This window comes from Parendozoicomonas sp. 2304DJ65-17, from assembly GCF_058148445.1.
On the sequence record NZ_JBYVJV010000013.1, the window covers coordinates 120,492 to 140,333 of the forward strand.

The 19,842-nt window shown below is 48.5% G+C and carries 15 protein-coding genes; 8 read left to right on the plus strand and 7 right to left on the minus strand.

The features are described from left to right. The first annotated feature begins 88 nt into the window (after positions 1-88). From hisG to hisC, 3 genes are read left to right on the plus strand one after another with little or no spacing between them, the layout of a single operon-like run. Positions 89-1,000, plus strand: a complete 912-nt coding sequence (gene hisG, locus ACY2RR_RS22870; protein ID WP_490110510.1) for an ATP phosphoribosyltransferase — start codon at positions 89-91, stop codon at positions 998-1,000. A gap of 3 nt (positions 1,001-1,003) precedes the next feature. Beyond that, the gene (gene hisD, locus ACY2RR_RS22875) at positions 1,004-2,287 is read left to right on the plus strand and encodes a histidinol dehydrogenase (RefSeq protein WP_490110511.1); all 1,284 of its coding nucleotides are present in this window, start codon (positions 1,004-1,006) and stop codon (positions 2,285-2,287) included. Continuing rightward, complete coding sequence (hisC, locus tag ACY2RR_RS22880) at positions 2,284-3,330, plus strand: histidinol-phosphate transaminase (protein ID WP_490110512.1); 1,047 nt, start codon at positions 2,284-2,286, stop codon at positions 3,328-3,330. The genes hisD and hisC overlap by 4 nt, the downstream gene beginning before the upstream one ends. Positions 3,331-3,358: 28 nt before the next feature. Here the strand turns inward: hisC and ACY2RR_RS22885 are convergent, their stop codons facing one another. Further along, entirely contained in the window at positions 3,359-4,762 is a 1,404-nt protein-coding gene (locus ACY2RR_RS22885) for a DEAD/DEAH box helicase (protein ID WP_490110513.1), read from the minus strand. Between the two features lie 172 nt (positions 4,763-4,934). On the opposite strand from ACY2RR_RS22885, the gene ACY2RR_RS22890 reads away from it, so the two are divergent. Next, positions 4,935-5,885 carry a glycerophosphodiester phosphodiesterase gene (locus ACY2RR_RS22890; RefSeq protein WP_490110514.1) on the plus strand — a complete coding sequence of 317 codons (951 nt, stop codon included), beginning with the start codon at positions 4,935-4,937 and terminating at the stop codon, positions 5,883-5,885. Between the two features lie 61 nt (positions 5,886-5,946). Here ACY2RR_RS22890 and ACY2RR_RS22895 read toward each other — a convergent pair whose 3' ends face one another. Then, complete coding sequence (locus ACY2RR_RS22895) at positions 5,947-6,963, minus strand: type I glyceraldehyde-3-phosphate dehydrogenase (RefSeq protein ID WP_490110515.1); 1,017 nt, start codon at positions 6,961-6,963, stop codon at positions 5,947-5,949. A gap of 119 nt (positions 6,964-7,082) precedes the next feature. After that, entirely contained in the window at positions 7,083-9,089 is a 2,007-nt protein-coding gene (tkt, locus tag ACY2RR_RS22900; protein WP_490110516.1) for a transketolase, read from the minus strand. A 198-nt stretch (positions 9,090-9,287) separates the two neighbouring features. Here tkt and ACY2RR_RS22905 point away from each other — a divergent pair, with 198 nt between their 5' ends. Continuing rightward, positions 9,288-10,202 carry a hypothetical protein gene (locus ACY2RR_RS22905; protein WP_490110517.1) on the plus strand — a complete coding sequence of 305 codons (915 nt, stop codon included), beginning with the start codon at positions 9,288-9,290 and terminating at the stop codon, positions 10,200-10,202. A 137-nt stretch (positions 10,203-10,339) separates the two neighbouring features. Continuing rightward, a complete protein-coding gene (locus ACY2RR_RS22910) occupies positions 10,340-12,913 on the plus strand; it encodes a coiled-coil domain-containing protein (protein ID WP_490110518.1) in 2,574 nt (857 codons plus the stop codon). Between the two features lie 54 nt (positions 12,914-12,967). Here the strand turns inward: ACY2RR_RS22910 and ACY2RR_RS22915 are convergent, their stop codons facing one another. From ACY2RR_RS22915 to ACY2RR_RS22925, 3 genes are all read right to left on the minus strand, one after another. Then, entirely contained in the window at positions 12,968-14,500 is a 1,533-nt protein-coding gene (locus ACY2RR_RS22915) for a YfcC family protein (RefSeq protein ID WP_490110519.1), read from the minus strand. Positions 14,501-14,573: 73 nt separating this feature from the next. After that, complete coding sequence (gene pepT, locus ACY2RR_RS22920) at positions 14,574-15,821, minus strand: peptidase T (protein ID WP_490110520.1); 1,248 nt, start codon at positions 15,819-15,821, stop codon at positions 14,574-14,576. A gap of 180 nt (positions 15,822-16,001) precedes the next feature. Further along, positions 16,002-16,541, minus strand: a complete 540-nt coding sequence (locus ACY2RR_RS22925) for a cytochrome b (protein WP_490110521.1) — start codon at positions 16,539-16,541, stop codon at positions 16,002-16,004. Between the two features lie 109 nt (positions 16,542-16,650). On the opposite strand from ACY2RR_RS22925, the gene ACY2RR_RS22930 reads away from it, so the two are divergent. Beyond that, positions 16,651-17,691: a metalloregulator ArsR/SmtB family transcription factor gene (locus ACY2RR_RS22930; protein ID WP_490110522.1), complete on the plus strand. Its 1,041-nt coding sequence runs from the start codon at positions 16,651-16,653 to the stop codon at positions 17,689-17,691. A 7-nt stretch (positions 17,692-17,698) separates the two neighbouring features. After that, positions 17,699-18,862: a methionine adenosyltransferase gene (metK, locus tag ACY2RR_RS22935; protein ID WP_490110523.1), complete on the plus strand. Its 1,164-nt coding sequence runs from the start codon at positions 17,699-17,701 to the stop codon at positions 18,860-18,862. A 65-nt stretch (positions 18,863-18,927) separates the two neighbouring features. Here the strand turns inward: metK and ACY2RR_RS22940 are convergent. Continuing rightward, positions 18,928-19,842, minus strand: a 915-nt coding sequence (locus tag ACY2RR_RS22940) for a hypothetical protein (RefSeq protein ID WP_490110524.1), incomplete at its 5' end; no start/stop codon positions are given.

The window sequence follows — 19,842 nt, forward strand, 5'->3', positions numbered from 1 at the left end:
TCCAGTGTAAGAAGTCTGGTTTCAGACCCAAACATTCAAAAAACCTGGAGTAAGCGCTCCAGGTTTTTTCGTTTAAGAGGACTGAAACATGACAAGCACAACAAATACCCAACAAAGACTCAGAATCGCAATTCAGAAGTCCGGCCGTCTGGCAGATGAATGCGCCACCCTGCTGAAAGGTTCTGGCCTTAAGCTGAACCTGAAAGACCAGCGCTTGCTGAGCCACTGCCAGAACCTACCCATCGATATTCTCCGTGTGCGGGACGATGATATTCCCGGTCTGGTGATGGATGGTGTCGTGGACCTTGGCATTGTTGGCGAGAACGTTCTGGAAGAAGAGCGACTGGAGCGCACAGCTACACAGCGTCCGGCCAGCTTTACCACTCTTCGGAGACTGGACTTCGGTGGCTGCCGCCTTTCGCTGGCTGTGGATAAAGATATGGAATACACCGGCCCGGAGTCTTTGACTAACTCCCGAATTGCCACGTCCTATCCATACCTTTTGGCTCGCTATATGGAACAGGCTGGCATCTCTTTTAGCGACTGTATGTTGAAAGGTTCTGTGGAAGTTGCTCCCCGTGCAGGTTTGGCAGATGCCATTTGTGACCTTGTCAGTACCGGCGCAACCCTTGAAGCTAATGGCCTGAAAGAAACCGACGTTATCTTCCGCTCGAAGGCCACATTGATTCAGTCAGCTTCACCACTGTGCGATGAAAAGCAGGCTCTTGTGGATAAATTGCTGACCCGCATTAATGGCGTTATCCAGGCTCGGGAAAGTAAGTACATTATGTTGCACGCGCCAAAAGCCACACTGGATCAGGTCATTGATCTTCTGCCCGGTGCCGAACACCCCACCATTCTGCCTCTGGCTCAGGACGAAGAGCGTGTTGCTCTGCATGCAGTGAGTTCAGAAACCCTGTTCTGGGAAACCATGGAAGAACTGAAAGCTCTGGGAGCCAGCTCCATTCTTGTTCTGCCAATTGAAAAGATGCTGGGATAAATCATGGATATTATTAACTGGAACCAAGAAACGGCAGAGTCTCAGGAAAAGTTGTTAGCTCGTGCTGAGCAGGTTCAGGGCAAGGGTTTAACTCAGGCAGTGACAGATATTCTTGAGAATGTTCGCCGAAATGGGGATCAGGCTCTCTATCAATACAGCGAACAGTTTGATGGACAGAAGCTTGAGCAGCTGGTTATCGAAAGTGATGAGTTGCGTCAGAGAGGCAACAATATTTCTGACGAACTGAAGCAGGCTATCGACGCAGCCATAGACAATATCGAGAAGTTCCACGCCGCCCAAGAGTTTCAGGCTGTCACTGTGGAAACTCAACCCGGCGTAGTTTGTGAACTAAGAAGCGAGGCTATAGAAAGGGTAGGCCTTTATGTTCCCGGTGGAAGCGCACCGCTTGTGTCGTCTGTTTTAATGCAGGCTCTGCCAGCAAAAATTGCGGGATGCAAAGTTCGGGTTATGACAACACCTCCACCAGTGAACAATGCTATTTGTTACGCCGCATGGCGCTGTGGAATTCAACAAGTGTTCCCAGTTGGAGGTGCGCAGGCTATCGCTGCTTTGGCCTATGGCACGGAAACCATTCCAAAGGTGGATAAGATTTTTGGCCCTGGAAATCGTTTTGTGACTGAAGCGAAAACTCAGGTTAGCCAAACAGGAACAGCTATTGATATGCCTGCCGGACCTTCCGAAGTTCTGGTTATTGCGGATGATCAGGCTAATCCAGCCTTTGTTGCGGCAGACCTTCTTTCTCAAGCTGAGCATGGAGAAGATAGCCAAGCCATGTTGGTATGCCTTTCCCAAAAGTTTGCAGAATCTGTAAATGCTGAATTGGATCGGCAGTTGCAGAAACTCAGCCGCAAAGATATTTCAGCCGAAGCCCTGAAACAGAGTCGTTCATTTATCTGTGACTCTTTAGAAGAAGCTGCGCAAATCAGCAACGCTTACGGCCCGGAGCACCTGATAGTCCAAACAGAAAATCCAAGAGAACTGTTACCCAAATTACGGGCGGCAGGTTCTATTTTCCTGGGCGCATGGTCTCCTGAATCTGTAGGCGATTACGCCAGTGGAACCAACCATGTTTTGCCGACTTATGGCGCTTCCCGAAGTGCTTCCAGCTTATCGTTAGCTGACTTCTGCCGTCGCTACACAGTGCAAGAGTTAAGTCGCACTGGTTTAGATGAGCTTTCACAAACAGTGATAACTCTGGCCAATGCAGAGGGTCTGGATGCTCACGCAAATGCTGTGGCGGTTCGGCTGAAAGGTAGCCAGGGATGAACCTTGCCGAAAAACTCTGCTGCCCGGAATTACTGGAACTTGTTCCCTATCAATCCGCTCGCCGAACAGCGAGCGCTGGACGAGTCTGGTTAAACGCGAACGAGAGCCCTTGGAACAACACAAACATTGAGGGAGCAAACCGTTATCCGGATTGCCAGCCACCAGCCCTGCGTAAAGCTTATGCAGATTATGCAGGCCTCGATTCAGACAATGTTTTGATAACCCGTGGTGCGGATGAAGGTATTGAACTGCTGATTCGAACCTTTTGTGTTCCCGGCAAAGATAAGGTTGTCAGCCTGACTCCCAGCTATGGCATGTACCGAATCAGTGCTTTGACCTGTAGCGTGGAATATCAGGCTGTCCCCTGGACTGATGAATTCACTCTGCCAGCAGAACTTGTTGAAGCGGGAAAAGAGGCAAAGCTGGTATTTGTCTGCAATCCCAACAACCCGACCGGCACCATCATTAGCCAAGCTCAATTACTTGAGCTGGTTGAATCTTTGCCAGATACGGTGGTTGTGGTGGATGAAGCTTATATTGAGTTCTGCCCGGATCAGACTGTTGCCAGCAAACTGGCAAAGTTTCCCAACCTTGTAGTGTTGCGAACACTTTCCAAAGCTTTTGCTCTCGCAGGCGCACGGTGTGGCTTTGTGCTGGCAAACCCGGATGTTATTGCAGTAATGGAAAAGGTTATTGCGCCTTACCCTGTACCGGTTCCGGTCAGTGCTGTTGCCGAGGAAGCACTCAGCACTTCAGGCATTTGTCGTATGAAAGAGCAGGTGAGTGAGCTGAATATCCTGCGCCAGCAACTGGTTGAAGCTTTAGGAGAATTGCCATTTGTTGGAAAGGTTCTGAACTCTCATGGAAATTTCGTTATCTTCGAAGCTGAACAGGCAGAAGTTTTATACGACAACCTTAATGCGAAAGGCATTTTGCTTCGCACTTACTCAGCCTTACCGGGTTGGTTGCGAATAAGTATTGGAAACAAAGAAGAAATGGCGGAGCTAGTTGAAGAACTGAGGAAGGTAAGCTCAACCACGTAAACTGTGGTTGAGCCAGCTGTAACTGAGATTACTCGGTTACGGGCACTTTCTTACGCTTTGGTGGTTCAAACCCTGTATCCACGCCAGCAGAAGAACTACGGGATGGCGCTTTGCGCTGCCCGGTTGCCTTCTTGTTCTTTGGTCTGGACTTTTTCTTTGGCGCATCAGTTTTCTTTTTCTTCTTGCCAGCAGCTTTGCCAGAAGCCTTAACCTTCTTCGGGCCTTTGTAGCTACCTTCAACCTCTTTCACGTTCTTACGCTCAAAGCGTACCTTCAGGTAACGCTCGATTGCAGACATCAGGTTCCATTCATTCGGTCCGATCAGGCTGATCGCTGTGCCTTCCTGCCCGGCACGGCCTGTCCGGCCAATACGGTGTACATAATCATCACCGTTACGGGCCATATCCAGGTTGATAACAAGATCAACACCCTGAATATCCAAGCCGCGAGCGGCTACATCAGTCGCAACCAGAATATTCACCTTACCTTCACGAAGCAGCATCATCACCCGGTTACGATCCGGCTGGATCATTTCACCGTGCAGTGCGCTCACTCGCAAATCCTGCTCTTTGCGCAGCATGGTATTGAGAGCATTGGTCTGCTCTCGAGTATTGGTAAAGATAATGGCTTTCTGGAATTTTTCATTCTTCAGAAGCCAGGTCACGATACGAGTCTTGTGGGCAGGATCATCAGCCAGCATGATTTGCTGACGGATGCTGCCATGCTGATCCTGAGCCGTACTCAACAGCAGGATTTCATGCTCTTCTTTCAAAACCTGCTTAATCACATGGCGCATGCCTTTCTGCTTGAGAGTGGCAGAAAACAGCAGGGTTTGACGCTCCTTCTTACAGGCTTCTTCAATTTTCAGAACATCTTCATTGAAGCCCATATCCAGCATGCGGTCAGCTTCATCCAGAACCAGAACTTCCAGATCAGACAGATCAACTTCTTTGCGCCCCATATGTTCCAGCAGGCGACCAGGTGTGGCTATCAGGATCTCCGGATTCTTGCGCAGCAGTTTGATCTGGGTTTTATAATCTTCACCACCAACAATCATGCCGGCGTCAATAAAGGTGAACTTACCCAAAGCTTCACATTGCTGAAGAACCTGCCGTGCAAGCTCGCGAGTAGGTACCAGAACCAGTGCCCGGGTCGCAGAACGTGGAGCTTCTTTATTCAGGAAACTGTTCAGGATAGGCAGGATAAAAGCGGCTGTTTTGCCACTGCCGGTTTCTGCGCTCACCAGAAGGTCTTTTCCGGTACAGGCCTGGGGGATGGTTTTGCTCTGTACCTCTGTTGGAGTTTCAAAGCCCAGAGAGTCCAGCCCCTTGAGCAAACGCTCATGGAGATCCAGATCAGAAAACCGGTTGATAGTAACTTCGGTATCAGTAGAGCCGGTTTCGGATTGCGGAGTCTGGTTTTCGGTAGTCAATGTCTGTCTCAGAAAAATGCATGAATCGGCGAACTTTAGCAAAAACCCAGCAAAACAGCTCGAACTTCACTGTCATGAATTTGTTCTGGTTCGGTAACTTGCTCCTGCTCAACGAAGCCTTCTGGTAATAAACCTTACAATTCGGCCATTTCGCTCAATCAACAGAAAGACCATGGAAAGCAAACCAAATACCACGCCCCTGATCATTGCCCATCGGGGATGCAGCTACCCAAACTTTAACCAGAACACGATCCGCTGCTTCAAACAGGTTATCGAAGAAAACACCCCAGCTATCGAGTTTGATGTACAGGTCACCTCCGATGGTGTTCCCGTTATTGTTCACAACCTTGACCTAGCGGAAGTCTCAACTGGTACAGGGCTGGTTCGGGAAACCAGCTACCAACAAATCGCTGAACTTTACGCCGGCAAAACAGAAAACGGCCACGACCGCATTCCTACGCTGGAAGAGATGTTTACTTTGATGGCGGAAACGCCTGTCGATCAACGACCAGTTATGCATCTCGAACTGAAGGGTGAAGAGTCCGGTAAAGCCAGTGCTGAACTTATGAAGCAATGGCTCGACTCAGGCCGACTTAACAATGAGGGTTTCTTTATCAGTTCGTTCAGCCCCGATGAACTGGCGGTTATGAAAGAAGTGCACCCGGATATTGAGCGAGCATTTCTTTTTGGTGCCGTTGAGCGGGCACCGCTTGCCCAACAGGTACCTGAGCTGGAAGGGCAGTGGGCGACATTCTTCAACTACCCTGAAGAAGCCTTTATGCTCACCAAATATACCGATATTGAGTCTCTGACAGCTGTCGCCCAGCAACATATTCAGGACGAACAGCAACGGCAGACTTTAATCGATACTGTGGAGAACAACTTCACTGGTGCCTGCTACACCGATGAAGTGATTTATACTGCAGAGCAACTCGAATGCGTGGCTATCAATACCAACTGGAAAAACACTTCCCAAGAGTTCGTTGAGCAAGCCCACGCACGGGCTTTTAAGGTGAACTGCTACACCATCAATAACTTTGACGATATGAAAGCTATGGCTGCCAAAGGCATTGATGGATTCTTTACCGATAATTTTATTGGTGCTAAAGAGTTGTTTGGGTAAAGTCCTTTTTCTCAATTTGTAGGTTGGGTTAGCGCAGCGTAACCCAACCTACAAATTGAAGTTACTTGTTCAACCACTCGCAGGAAACATCCAACATTCGGTTGGCAAAACCCCACTCGTTGTCGAACCAACAGAGCATCTTCACCATTCGCCCGCCGATAACTCGTGTCTGGGTGCCATCCACAATGCCTGAGCGTTTATCGTGGTTAAAATCTACAGAAGCGTGAGGATCGTTACTGTAGCCAAGAATCCCTTTCAAGCGTCCACTCTCTGATGCTTCCTGCATCAAACTATTGATGTCGTATTCCGTGACGTCTTCTTTCAGATTCACGGTCAGATCCATAGCTGAAACATTGATAGTTGGAACGCGCATGGAAAGTGCTTTGAACCGCCCTTCAACCTGAGGAAGCAATCGATCGATACCCTTAGCCAGCCCGGTATCAATGGGGATGATGGAATGCAGGGCGCTGCGAGTCAGGCGAAGATCACTTTGATGGTAAGCATCAATCACCGGCTGATCATTCATCGCAGAGTGAATTGTGGTAATCGTTCCTTCACTGATACCCCATTGCTCATCCAACAGTTTAAGAACAGGCACAATGCAGTTGGTGGTACAGGAAGCATTGGAGACAATCTGCTGATCACTTCTCAGCAACTCTTCATTAATGCCATAAACAATTGTGGCGTCAACATCAGGTAGCGCTGGCTGGGAAAACAGTAACCGCGGTGTTCCCTGCTTAATATGTTGTTCCGCTGTTTCACGATCTTTGAAAGAACCAGAACACTCCAACAGCAGATCAATTTCCTGCTCTTTCCAGGGAAGGTTTTCAGGATCGCTTTCCCGGAGAATACGGATGCGATCATTATTAATTATCAGCTCATCACCGCTATAACTGACCTCGCCGGGGAAGCGGCCGTGGGTTGTGTCATATTGGGTGAGATAAGCAATTGTCTTGGTATCAGCCAGTTCGTTGATAGCAACAACCTGTAGCTGATCCCGGTATCCATTCTCGTACAATGCCCGCAAGACGCACTGCCCGATACGGCCAAAGCCGTTAATCGCAATCCTGTAAGCCATATTCTTCTTAAGTCGTTTGGGTTGCTTTGAATACTACATAAAAACGTGGCCTATAAAAAAGAGGCTCTGTTCATAAGAACAGAGCCTCTTTTATGAGTTAGCTTTTAAATCGGACGATATTAGTCCAGATCTTCCAGCATATCTTCTGCAACGGTCAGCACGTTTTCGACGGTAAAGCCAAACTCGCGGAACAGGTCAGCAGCAGGGGCAGACTCACCGAAGGTGGTCATGCCGATGATGCGTCCGTCCAGACCAACATACTTGTACCAGAAGTCAGCAGCTGCTGCTTCGATAGCCAAACGTGCGCCTACTTCAACCGGCAGAACCTTCTGACGGTAAGCCGCGTCCTGAGCATCGAACACTTCGGTAGAAGGCATGGAAACAACACGAACCTTCTTGCCTTTGGCAGTCAGTGCTTCGTAAGCATTCACAGCCAGTTCTACTTCAGAACCTGTGGCAATGATGATCAGCTCTGGCTCGCCATCACTGTCTTTCAGAATGTAACCACCACGTTCAACGTCAGCCAACTGTGCGTCAGTACGATCCATGCAAGGCAGGCCCTGACGGGAAAATACCAGTGCGCTTGGACCAGTCTTGTTCTCAACAGCATGCTTCCAGGCCACTGCAGACTCTACAGTGTCACATGGACGCCAAGTGTTCAGGTTTGGAGTGGCACGCATGCTCGCCAGCTGTTCAATTGGCTGGTGAGTTGGGCCATCTTCACCCAGGCCGATGGAATCGTGGGTGTAAACCTGAATCTGACGAATTTTCATCAGGGCAGCCATGCGCAGGGCGTTACAGGCGTATTCCATGAATACCAGGAAGGTAGCACCGTAAGGAATAAAGCCGCCGTGCAGAGCCATACCGTTCATCATCGCGGTCATACCGAACTCACGCACACCGTAGTGCATGTAGTTACCGCTGGCATCTGCACCGGTGATGGACTTGCAGCCATTCCAGATAGTCAGGTTGGAACCCGCCAGATCAGCCGAACCACCCAGGAATTCTGGCAACATTGGGCCAAAAGCATTCAGAGTATTCTGAGAAGCTTTTCGGCTGGCAACCTTGGCACCTTCGGCCTGACAGCTACGGATATATTCGGCAGCGCGATCAGAGAAGTCTGCTGGCAGTTTTCCAGAAACGCGGCGTTCGAACTCGGCCGCCAGCTCAGGGTGTTGGGCTTTGTAGGCCTCAAAGCGGGTGTTCCATTCAGATTCGGAAGCAGCACCTTTTTCACGGCAGTCCCACTCCTTATAAATATCTTCGGGAATTTCAAAAGGACCATGTTTCCAACCCAGCTGCTCACGGGTCAGGGCGATTTCATCATCACCCAGAGGAGCACCGTGGCAATCTTCCTTGCCGCCCTTATTCGGAGAACCAAAACCGATAACGGTTTTGCAGCAAATCAGTGTTGGTTTATCAGTGTTGCGCTTGGCTTGAGCAATAGCTGCAATCAGGGCTTCAGGATCGTGGCCATCAACAGCAGGAATCACTTCCCAGCCATAAGATTCAAAACGCTTCACGGTATCGTCGGTGAACCAACCTTCTACTTCACCGTCGATAGAAATGCCGTTGTCATCGTAGAAGGCAACCAGCTTGCCCAGACCCAGAGTACCGGCCAGGGAGCAAACTTCATGGGAAATACCTTCCATCATGCAGCCATCGCCGAGGAACACGTAGGTATTGTGATCAACGATGTCATGACCAAGACGGTTGAACTGAGCAGCCAGAACTTTTTCGGAAGCCGCCATACCAACAGCGTTGGCAATACCCTGACCCAGCGGACCGGTGGTGGTTTCGATACCTGGCGCGTAGCCATACTCAGGGTGGCCGGCAGTCCTGGAGTTCAACTGACGGAAGTTCTGCAGATCTTCAATGTTCAGGTCGTAACCTGTGAGATGGAGCAGGGAGTATAGCAGCATGGAACCATGACCATTGGACAGCACAAAGCGGTCACGATCGGCCCACTGAGGGTTGTTCGGATTGTGCTTGAGAGTATCTCTCCACAGCACTTCAGCAATATCTGCCATGCCCATAGGGGCACCTGGGTGGCCGGATTTTGCTTTCTGGACAGCATCCATGCTCAGGGCACGGATTGCATTGGCACGGTCTCGACGGGTAGTCATTGAACCAAAGGCTCCACTTGTTTGCGCGAATAAGAGTATTGCGAGGTAGGCCGGAAAACCCGGTATTCTAAATGCTGGAAGCGCAAACGTGAACAAGATAGCTATTTTTCTGTTCAGCCTTCATGCCCAGACCCATCATTTTTTCGGCAAATAGTACTTTCTCACGCTATTACTACTCCGGTTTTCGAGGGTTTGCAGATGGCTATTAGAGAAACATCTCATAGTTCTTCGCTCAGTCGTTTTACTTTCTATAGTGCAATCCTGTGTGCACTTTCCTTCCCACTCTTTTCCCATGCAGCTTCCGACCCGGTACAGGGAGATGGCTCAGGGTATTGGGCCAGTGGTGTACTGATTGGGCAAAAAGGGGCTGTCTCTTCCAAGGGAATGTTTTTCCCAACAAAAGAAATGACCTTTCTTTTGGGCAGTGAGCCAGACTCTGGCGACAGGAACTACGTTCCGGAAAAGATTCGGGTATCAACCTATGAACAGAAGGTTTTCGATAATATTCAACACTTACCCGCCGACTCCCCTCTCATTCTGCGTTACGTTCACCCTAACCCAATGAACCCTCTGCACAGAGCCCAGACCAAATACTGGGTTGTGCAGGCAGGTATTGCTGGCCGGGCTTTTGAAAAGACAACGTCCTGGGAGCGCTTTGGTTACGATTTCACAGAGTCATCCGGCTCTAACCGCGGAATGTGGGAAGATGGGCAGAAAAGTGGAAGATTCATACATGTTCGTCGCTGGGGAACGGGATTATTCGGAAAAACCTGCACTACCTGGCTCCATGAAGGTGGAACCAAACAGATTACCGTATCCAAAATACGAACCTACACCTACGAGAGGTTTAACCCGGATACCGGAAAAAATGAGCTGGTTACCCATGAAGAGCCTTACGACGAAACTGTTTCTATTCCCAATGTTTCCCGACTGAACATTTATACCGACTCAGGCTGTAAATATGCTGAAGACTCAGCACTGAGCCTGGCGCCTGTAACCGTCGATTATTCCAGAGCGCTGTTTGTACTTTGGAATAAATATGAGCTAACCATCCACTCTATCCACATCGATAAGCAGGGCAGTCGTGCCTTTGCAGATACTGTGAGGCGCTGATTCAACCGTGTGCAGCGGTGCTGACAGGGATGTTAGCCAGTCTAACCATTATGGGTATCTGCTCGAACATCCATTTAACAGCTATGTCAGAGATTTCAGGATGATTGATTACAGCTAGTCATACAGGGAGAGTTAGCATGGCCGACAGACGCATTTCTTCAGATTACCTTTCACCTTTCTCAAACCAGCGCCTTCGTGAAAGTGACAGACCTACAGGTGAATGCCTTTGGACTCTTACCAACACGCTTATTCTGCCTTTGTCATTGCTCACCAAAGGAGTTTGCTATGCGTTCTCATGCCCTAGAAGCCTTCTGAACTATGGGATAAAGGTAGTTTGGGGTCTCAAGCCACAAGTCGCTCAGTTCACACCAAAGGATGCAGATCACGCCTATAGAGTTGTTCTGGAAAAAGTTGAGAAATTTGAACGGGAGAGTCTTGCGGCGTACGCACAGCTGGACCCGAATGCTAGAGACTACGCCTTCCTCAAGGCTATTGTGGATTCCAAGTATGATGCGCAGAGAAAAGCTTTGAAAGAAGAAGTTGAGCTACAAATTGTTAAGGAAACCACTGAACTTACATCAACACAGGATGACTATTGCCAGTTACTGCAAAGAGTAGGTGTAACCAATGAAGCCCGTACAATAGCAGGAACAAGAAAAGAACTGGCTGATATCACAGCCGAGCGCAACCGGTTGCGAGGTGTGGCTACGGCACTGGAGGAGACTCAGAAAGAACTCCGAGAAAGTCAGCAGCGGGCTAACCAGCTTCAACATCAAATGCAAACCAGCTCGTCTGGTCACAGGGCAGCCAGTGAGCGCCTTACACAAGCAGAGCGACGAGCAACACAGCTTAATCGAACCGTTCAACAACTAGAACGGCAACTTTCTGAGCAACAGCGAACCTTCGAAGAAAGTAATAAAGCCATTGAATTGATGGTTACCAATCAGGACCAGAGAACAAGAGAGTTAGAAGAGTTACTGCGTGTTGCTAATAGTAAATGCCACTCAGTAGAAGAGCGGGCAATCATGACAACTCAACAACTGGAGCGCTCTCAAGGCGACGTTCAAAAACTAGAAGAACAACTCAAATACATAAGGTCTACAGAAGACAATCAAATCATCGCATTACGACAGCAAACAGAGCAGTTAAAGAGAAATGCCGCCACTACGGCATCACAATTTGACAGTTCAAAACGTAGGCTGGTTGAACAACAAAAACTCGTTCTGGAACTTAAGCAACAGAAAGAGCTGTCTGCCCAAGATCTGAAGGATGCTCGATACGCAACCAATCAGGAAGAAGCCAAAAACCTGAAACTGAGTCATCGTCTGTCGTCTATGGAAGAGCAATACCAGCGACAGGTTCGCGAGTTACAGCTTCAATTATCTCGAGCACAAAACCGAATTGAAGAGTTCTCTGAGCAAGAACAGGAATACCACAAGCACATCAACTCAATGTCTGCCCGCTGTATTCTTGCAGATGATGAAAAAGCAAAGCTTGAAGATCAGGTTCAATGGCTTACGCAGGAGTGTAAGAGGCTATCCGGCATGGAGTCACAGTATTCCATGTTGTATACCCAACTAAGTGAAGCTCGTGGCACTTTAAAAGAAAAAGAGTCCGCTCTAAAGAAACAGGCTATTTCTCTTGAGGCTGCCAATAAAAACGTACTGCGTCTGAGAAGAGAGAAGTCAGAAATATCACAGCTCCTTGAAAGTTATGGCCAGCAAGAATCTAGAATGATGAGTTTGCAGGGGCACCTTGAAAAGGATACAGCTCGTTTCACATCTCAGGTGAGCGAACTTCAGCAAAGAAATATTGAGTTAGAGGCCCAGCTCAAACTTGCCACGGAAGAGGCGTCATCTCAGAGGCAACGCCGTAACTCTTTAGAAACCCAAACAAACAAGGCTGCATCAACAGAAGCACAACTGAGAGAAGAGCTAAAAAGAGTGGGGGCTTTGCTGTCAGCTTCAGACAAAGATAAGAGAAGCTCTGCAAGAGCTGCTACCACTCTTCGAAAGGAGCTTGACCAGTTTAAGGAAGAGAAATCCAGGCTGGAAAGTGCTCAGAAACAGTTTGTACTACAGCTAAAAGATAAAGAGCAGCAGGTGGCGAGACATAGAGAAACTGAAGAAGAACTTCGTACACAACTGAGCAAACTGCAAACATCGCAAAAAGTAGAGCAATCTTTAGTAGCTTCTAAAACGCGTTCACACGAGCAAGAGCTAGAGGCTCTGAAAAAAGAATATACTCTGCTTCAGCGCAAACTCGAAGAATCCGAAGAAAAAGCTCGAAAGTTTGAATCAGCTTTTAACGCAAAAGCAGCCGAGCTTACCGTAGCACAACAAGAAACCGCAGATGTCCGAAATGAGCTGGAAGCAAAAAAGAAAGCTTTAACAAGCACACAGCAGGAACTGGACCATACAAAAACACAAGCTCGGGTAGAAAAGGACGAAATACAGAGAGCCCACGCAAAAGAGGTCGCAGACCTTAAACGCCTACTCAAAGAACAACAGGACGCTCTGGACAAATCAGAAGCTAATGCGAAGACCTTCCGGGAGTACGTGGCCGGGCTACTGAACTTTGAAGTTGGAAAAGTTAACTTTATGACAGCAGTTCGCTATGTCGCCAGCGCCTTAAGAGGGAATAAAGCTGATGATGAAGCGGTTCAAAAGTTACGCACTGAGCTCAGAAACAAATTGGAAGTTCAATCATAAGTTAACTAGCAAGAGTTATACGGGATGCTCTGCATCCCGTATAACTTCAGCCACTTAGAAATACACAGTTGCCAGCAGAGACAAAGCAGCCAAACCAATCAGCATACCCAGCAGCGGCATAACAAACTTCAGCCACTTATCAAACGTCACATTCACCATAGCCAGAGAAGCCAGTACCAGACCTGTAGGTGTGATGAACGCCATCAGACCCATACCATACTGGTAGGCGCTAACAATGTTATCCCGTGGCAGGCCAACCACATCCGCCAAAGGTGCCATGATTGGCATGGACAATACCGCAAGGCCAGAGGAGGAAGGGACGAAGAAGGAAATACCGGCAAACAGCACCATCATTACAACAATGAACAGGCCTTTATCCATACCTTCTACCAGACCAGCAGAAGCGTACAGGATGGAGTCGCTGATCATACCTTGATCCATCAGCACGGTTACACCGCGAGCGATAGCAATAATCAGTGCCACGCCTAACAGATCGTTTGCGCCGTTCAGGAATTCACGAACAAATTCTTTTTCATTAGTTCGGGACAGAACGCCAATAAGCAGCGCAGATACAAAGAACAGAGTGGTCATTTCAGTGAACCACCAGCCCAACTGAGATACGCCATAAACCATGTACAGGAAGGTTGCGGCGAACACCACCAGAATCAGTTTGATCTGTGGAGTCATCTCCGCAGGAGTATCGGACTTGCTGCCCAGGAAGCGCTTTTCAATCTCTTCCTTCTGGCTGTAGATCAGAGACTTGGAAGGGTCGGCCTTTACCTTTTCGGCATAACGCACCAGGTACCAGATGCACAGTGCAGTACCCAGAACCAGCATGATCAGACGAGGCGTCAGACCTTCAGTCCAGTTAATACCAGCAGCGTTAGAAGCGATGATTGTGCTGAAAGGGTTAACAGTGGAACACATGGTGCCAACAGAAGAACCCAGATAAATAGCAGCCAGTGCCACCATTGCATCGTAACCAGCAGCAATGAAGATCGGCACAAGAATTGGGTAGAAGGCGATGGTTTCTTCCGCCATACCAAACGTGGTGCCGCCAATACCGATCAAAATGGTAACAATAACGATCAGCCATTTTTCGCGGCCTTCAAAAGTAGAAGACAGACTTTGAATACCGGAATTAAATGCGCCGGTGTGATTCACCACTCCAATAAAGCCACCAATAACCAGTACGAAGAACACCACATCAATGGAGTCATACATACCAGTAATTGGTGCCTGGAAGAATTCACCAATGCCCTGTGGAGCTGCTTCTACATTGGTGTAAGAACCGGGAATACCAACCGGCTTATAGATATCGCCATTGGTAAACTTCTCAAGCTCTGCCTTGATACCAAACTGATCCAGTGTCGTCTGTGTAGCTGGGAAGACTTCCGTCGCACCACTGGCATAAGTCACTGTAAATTCATTATTGTCATAACTGAGTTTGTTATAGGTACCGGCAGGAACAATCCACGTTAATACGGCAACTAATGCCGCAACAATTAATAAAACGGTGTAAGCCGTGGGGAAGGTTAACTTTTTCTTAGGCGCAGCAGAGCCGGCCACAGTAGCTTGAGCAGTCACTATGGTTTCCCTTTTTAAATTTTTATCACTAGAAAAAAGGGAGCAACCTTTCGGAAACTCCCTTTATAATTCCTTAACTGTTTTTCGCTATTTCAGCTGTTGCGGTTAAGCGGGCAACTTCAACAACTGTTTCCACGCTCTTCACTGCAGATTCAACAACCAGATATTCATGGATACCGTGGAAGTTGTGGCCGCCGGTAAAGATGTTTGGCGTGGGCAGCCCCATAAATGACAGACGGGAGCCGTCTGTACCGCCACGAATGGGCTTTTCGATTGGCTTGATATCCAGATTGATCATCGCCTGACGAGCGATGTCCACAACGTGAGGAACCTTTACCAGCTCTTCGTGCATGTTGGCGTACTGATCTTTGATGTTGATTTCAACACGATCTTCGCCCATCACCTTGTTCATGCTGGCAACAATGTTCTTCATCAGCTCTTTACGCTTTTCGAAGTTTGCTTTGTCAAAGTCACGAATCAGGTAGCTCATACGAGTGGTAGCTTCATCACCGCTCATACCGTACAGGTGGAAGAAACCTTCGTAACCTTCGGTCTTCTCAGGCACTTCATCAGCAGGCATTTCGTTAGCAAACTGGCGGGCAATGTGCTGGGAGTTGATCATCAGGCCTTTAGCTGTGCCTGGGTGAACATTACGGCCGTGAACCACAACTTCAGCCATAGCTGCGTTGAAGCTTTCACACTCCAGTTCACCTTCTTCACCACCATCAACGGTGTAAGCCCACTTGGCACCAAACGCAGGAACGTCGAAGTGATCCGCGCCACGGCCAATCTCTTCATCAGGAGTGAAACCGATGCAGATATCACCGTGCTTGATTTCAGGGTTCTTCTGCAGGTGCTCAACAGCAGTAATAATCGCTGCAATACCGGCTTTGTTATCACCGCCCAACAGTGTGGTGCCGTCGGTAGTAATCAAGGTTTTGCCAAGGTAGTTCTTGAGCTGAGGGAACTGCTCTGGATCGAGAGTGATGTTCTGCTCTTCATTCAGAGTGATGGTTTTGCCATTAAAGTTCTCAATGATCTGAGGCTTAACATTGGCGCCAGATGCATCGGGAGCAGTATCCATGTGTGCAATAAAGCCAATAGCAGGAATATCGCCTTCAATGTTTGCGGGCAAGCGGGCGGAGACATAACCATTGTCATCCATTACAACCTTTTCCAGCCCCATGGCCTGCAGTTCATCACGCAAAGCCGCTGCCAGTACACGCTGACCGGAAGTGCTGGGCACAGTCTCGCTGGCAGCATCAGCGCAAGTGTCGAAAGATACGTAGCGCAGGAAACGATCCAGATAAGCCTGTTTCATACCGGCAAATTCCTTACATCTAAAAATTTGGCGGTAATGTAACGATCAAAAGCTAATCGTTTATTGACCTCGGTTAACTTCAACAAAAACTGAAGTAATAAATTATTTTTTAACCACTAAGGCAAAAAAACACCTGCTTTCGATGTTAAAGCAGGCATTTACTCTTGGCGTTCAGCGAATTTACAACATGCGCTTGAGCACATCGTGCTCGCCCCCAGCTAAACGATGTTTGATAACACCCGCAACATGCAAGACAACTAGAGCCAGCAGAATATAGGGAGACCATTCATGAATGTCGTGGAAGATTCCCGCCCACTTATCGCTCTTTTCCATAGCATCAGGAAGTATCAGGCCAAAGAAAGAAACACCACTGCTGCCTTTATAGGCACTGGACATCATATAACCACTGAGTGGCACGACCAGCATCATCACATACATAAGAATGTGAACAACTTTGGCTAAAGCTTTATCCAGAGCTGGAATCACATCCGGCACAGGTGGGTGAGCTTTGCTCCAGCGAGCCAGAATCCTGATAACGACCAATCCCAAGATCAGTACACCAAAAGATTTATGCCAGAAATAGAGGTCATACTTGTAGCTGACACTTTTATCCAGCCCCGCCATATACCAGCCAACTGCCAGTGTTCCCAGAATCAGCAGCCCAACCAGCCAGTGCATAATTCTCATTCTGCGGGGGTATTTGTCTGGCACATTTTCCATTGCTCTATTCTCTTTTTAATTTATTAGTTTGAACACTCATCAGTGTAGACAGCTTCTGGTTCTCCCTTTCCTGCAAACCTATATCAATTTTTTTTGATGCTTTTATTTTATGCTGTTAGACTCCCTCGCTATGACAGTCGCAATAGCCAAGCCTCAGGCTACAGAATCAAACCTTGAACTCAGCCAGCTCGCCGCCCTTGGAAAAACCATGGGGGATACGCTGCGTCTGGAAGTTTTACGTTTATTGCGAACAGAATCCCTTGGCGTACTTGAGCTGACCCGGATTCTTGATACACGACAGTCCGGCCTTAGCCATCACCTGAAAGTTCTTTCACGATCAGGCTTGGTTCTTACCCGGCGCGAAGGCAACTCCATTTTTTATCGTCGGGCTTTACCACCTACTGACTCCACCCAAGGACAGCTGATTCAGTCTCTTTTTGAGGCTGTTGATGAAATTCCACTGGAAAGCAAACACCGTGAAAGATTGCAGGAAATTCGCCAGGCACGGGCAGAACAGTCCCGGGTTTTCTTTTCCCGCAATGCTCAGGCGTTTCGCCATCATCAGGAATTGATTGCTGACCATGAGCTCTATGCCCGCACCGTGCTGGATATGCTGGCTCATGTTGATCAGTCTTCACAAAGAACCGTGTTGGAACTTGGGCCTGGGGAAGGAACATTCCTGCCTCAACTGGCAGAACAGTTTGAACGGGTTATCGCTCTGGATAACTCCCGCGACATGCTTGAGCAAGCCAGGATACGCGCACACCAGGCAGGTATTACTAATATTGAATACCGGCTTGGTGAGTTGTCTCTGCTGGCAGATGAAGGCATGTCGGTTGATTGCATTATTGCCAACATGGTTTTGCACCATGTTCCGGCACCAGCCGCTATCTTTCGGGAAGCGGCAACACTATTACGTCCCGGTGCAAATCTGTTTATCAGTGACCTCAGCCGACATGATCAGGAATGGGTGAAAGAGTCCTGCGGTGATCTGTGGTTGGGTTTCAGTAGCGATGAACTAAGTGGCTGGGCAAGAGAAGCTGGCCTGATCGAAGGGGAAGCCCAGTATCTGGGGCTTCGTAATGGCTTTCAAATACAGGTTCGGCAATTTTATCGCCAGCGCCGTCGACAAGAATTACTCGAGGATTAATAAAACCATGGCTGAATATTCCCTGTTCACTTCAGAATCTGTTTCTGAAGGTCACCCAGACAAAGTTGCTGACCAGATTTCTGACGCGATTCTGGACGCGATCCTGAAAGACGACCCGGATGCCCGTGTTGCTGTAGAAACCATGGTCAAAACCGGCATGGTTATCGTGGCCGGTGAGGTTCGCACCAACACCTATGTTGATATCGAAGAGCTGGTTCGCACAGTTGTCAAAGATATTGGCTACGATCACGGTGATCTTGGCTTCGACGGTGAGTGTGTTGCAGTCCTGAACGCTATTGGTAAACAGTCTGCCGATATTGCGATGGGTGTTGATGAAACTGTAGATCACGAACAGGGTGCAGGCGACCAGGGTCTGATGTTTGGTTACGCGACCAACGAAACTGACTCCTTCATGCCAGCTCCAGTTCATTACTCCCACAAGCTGGTACAGCGTCAGGCTGAGCTGCGTAAGAACAAGACTTTGCCTTGGCTGCGTCCAGACGCCAAGAGTCAGGTAACCATGCGCTATGGCGCAGACGGTAAGCCTGTAGCCGTTGATGCTGTTGTTCTTTCTACCCAGCACGATCCAAGTATCAGCCTTGAGCAGCTGCGCAAAGAAATTCTGGAAGAAGTTATCAAGCCTGTACTGCCTGCAGAGTGGCTACACGCTGATACCCAGTACCACATTAATCCAACCGGCAACTTTGTAATTGGTGGGCCTGTAGGTGACTGCGGCCTGACTGGTCGTAAGATTATTGTTGATACATACGGTGGCATGGCTCGTCACGGTGGTGGTGCATTCTCCGGTAAGGATCCATCCAAGGTTGACCGCTCTGCAGCTTACGCTGGTCGCTATGTTGCCAAGAACGTTGTTGCTGCTGGTCTTGCTGATCGCTGCGAGATTCAGGTTTCCTACGCTATCGGCGTAGCTGAACCTACTTCTATCAGCGTAAACACTTTCGGCACTGGCAAGATCAGCGATGAGAAGATCGTTGAACTGGTACGTGAACACTTCGACTTGCGCCCTAAAGGCCTGATTGCCATGCTGGACCTGAAGCGTCCTATTTATCAGGCAACTGCCGCCTACGGCCACTTTGGTCGTGACGATGAGAACTTCACTTGGGAGCGTACCGATAAGGCAGATATCCTGCGCGAGCAGGCTGGACTCTAAGGTTACAGTCCCATGAAAAAACGGAGCCAACTGGCTCCGTTTTTTTAAGACCTTGTTAAAAGTGATTAATTAACAATGTCGAAGTTTGCTGGGTACTGAATCGGGCTCTTACGAGGAGTAGGAGTTTTCAGATACTGTTGAAGAGCTTCCTTGTCTTTCGGATCTAATTCGAACGTACCCTCACCCCACTCAGCTACACCGTTTGCAATCAACAGCAGGACTGCTTCTGTCTGCCAGATATTATGGTTACCAGCATCCTGAGGCGATGCTGCTGAGAAGTCCTTGGCGAATGGAGTTTCTCTATCAGCCTTTAAGCAGTGCTTGATTTTCTCAGCACTCACAAGTTTTTTACCTTTCCTTACAGGCTGACCGTGGGTTGAGACGATTACACGCCATCCACCAGCAGCACCATTGCTGTTCACAAAAGAGATGTAGAAGAAGCCTTTAAACTCAGGACTTTCCCCACAAATTTTGCCACTACCAGACTCACGCAGACGAACCTTCATGGAAATCACTTCTGCTCCAGTGTCCTCATTACCCATTCTTCCGGCAATGATGGGAGATGCCTTAAACATATCATCTGTAAGAAGAGGCTGTGAGCGACCACCTACAGTATCTTTGGCAATCTTGAAGGTTGCTGAAGGCAGAATGTTGTAAGCATGAACAAAGGCCTTTGCAACAGCTTCTGAGTAGTCATCCATACTGAAACCATCCAGATGGGCGCCTTCAAAAGCTTCCCTAACCTCTTCCATAAATGCTTTATCAGCAATTGTGTTTAGGGTCTTGTCTTCCTGCTCTTTCTTGAGCTTGTCTTCCTGCTCTTTCTTCAGCTTGTCTTCCTGCTCTTTCTTCAGCTTGTCTTCCTGCTCTTTCTTCAGCTTGTCTTCCTGCTCTTTCTTGAGTTTGTCTTCCTGCTCTTTCTTGAGCTTGTCTTCCTGCTCTTTCTTCAGCTTGTCTTCCTGCTCTTTCTTCAGCTTGTC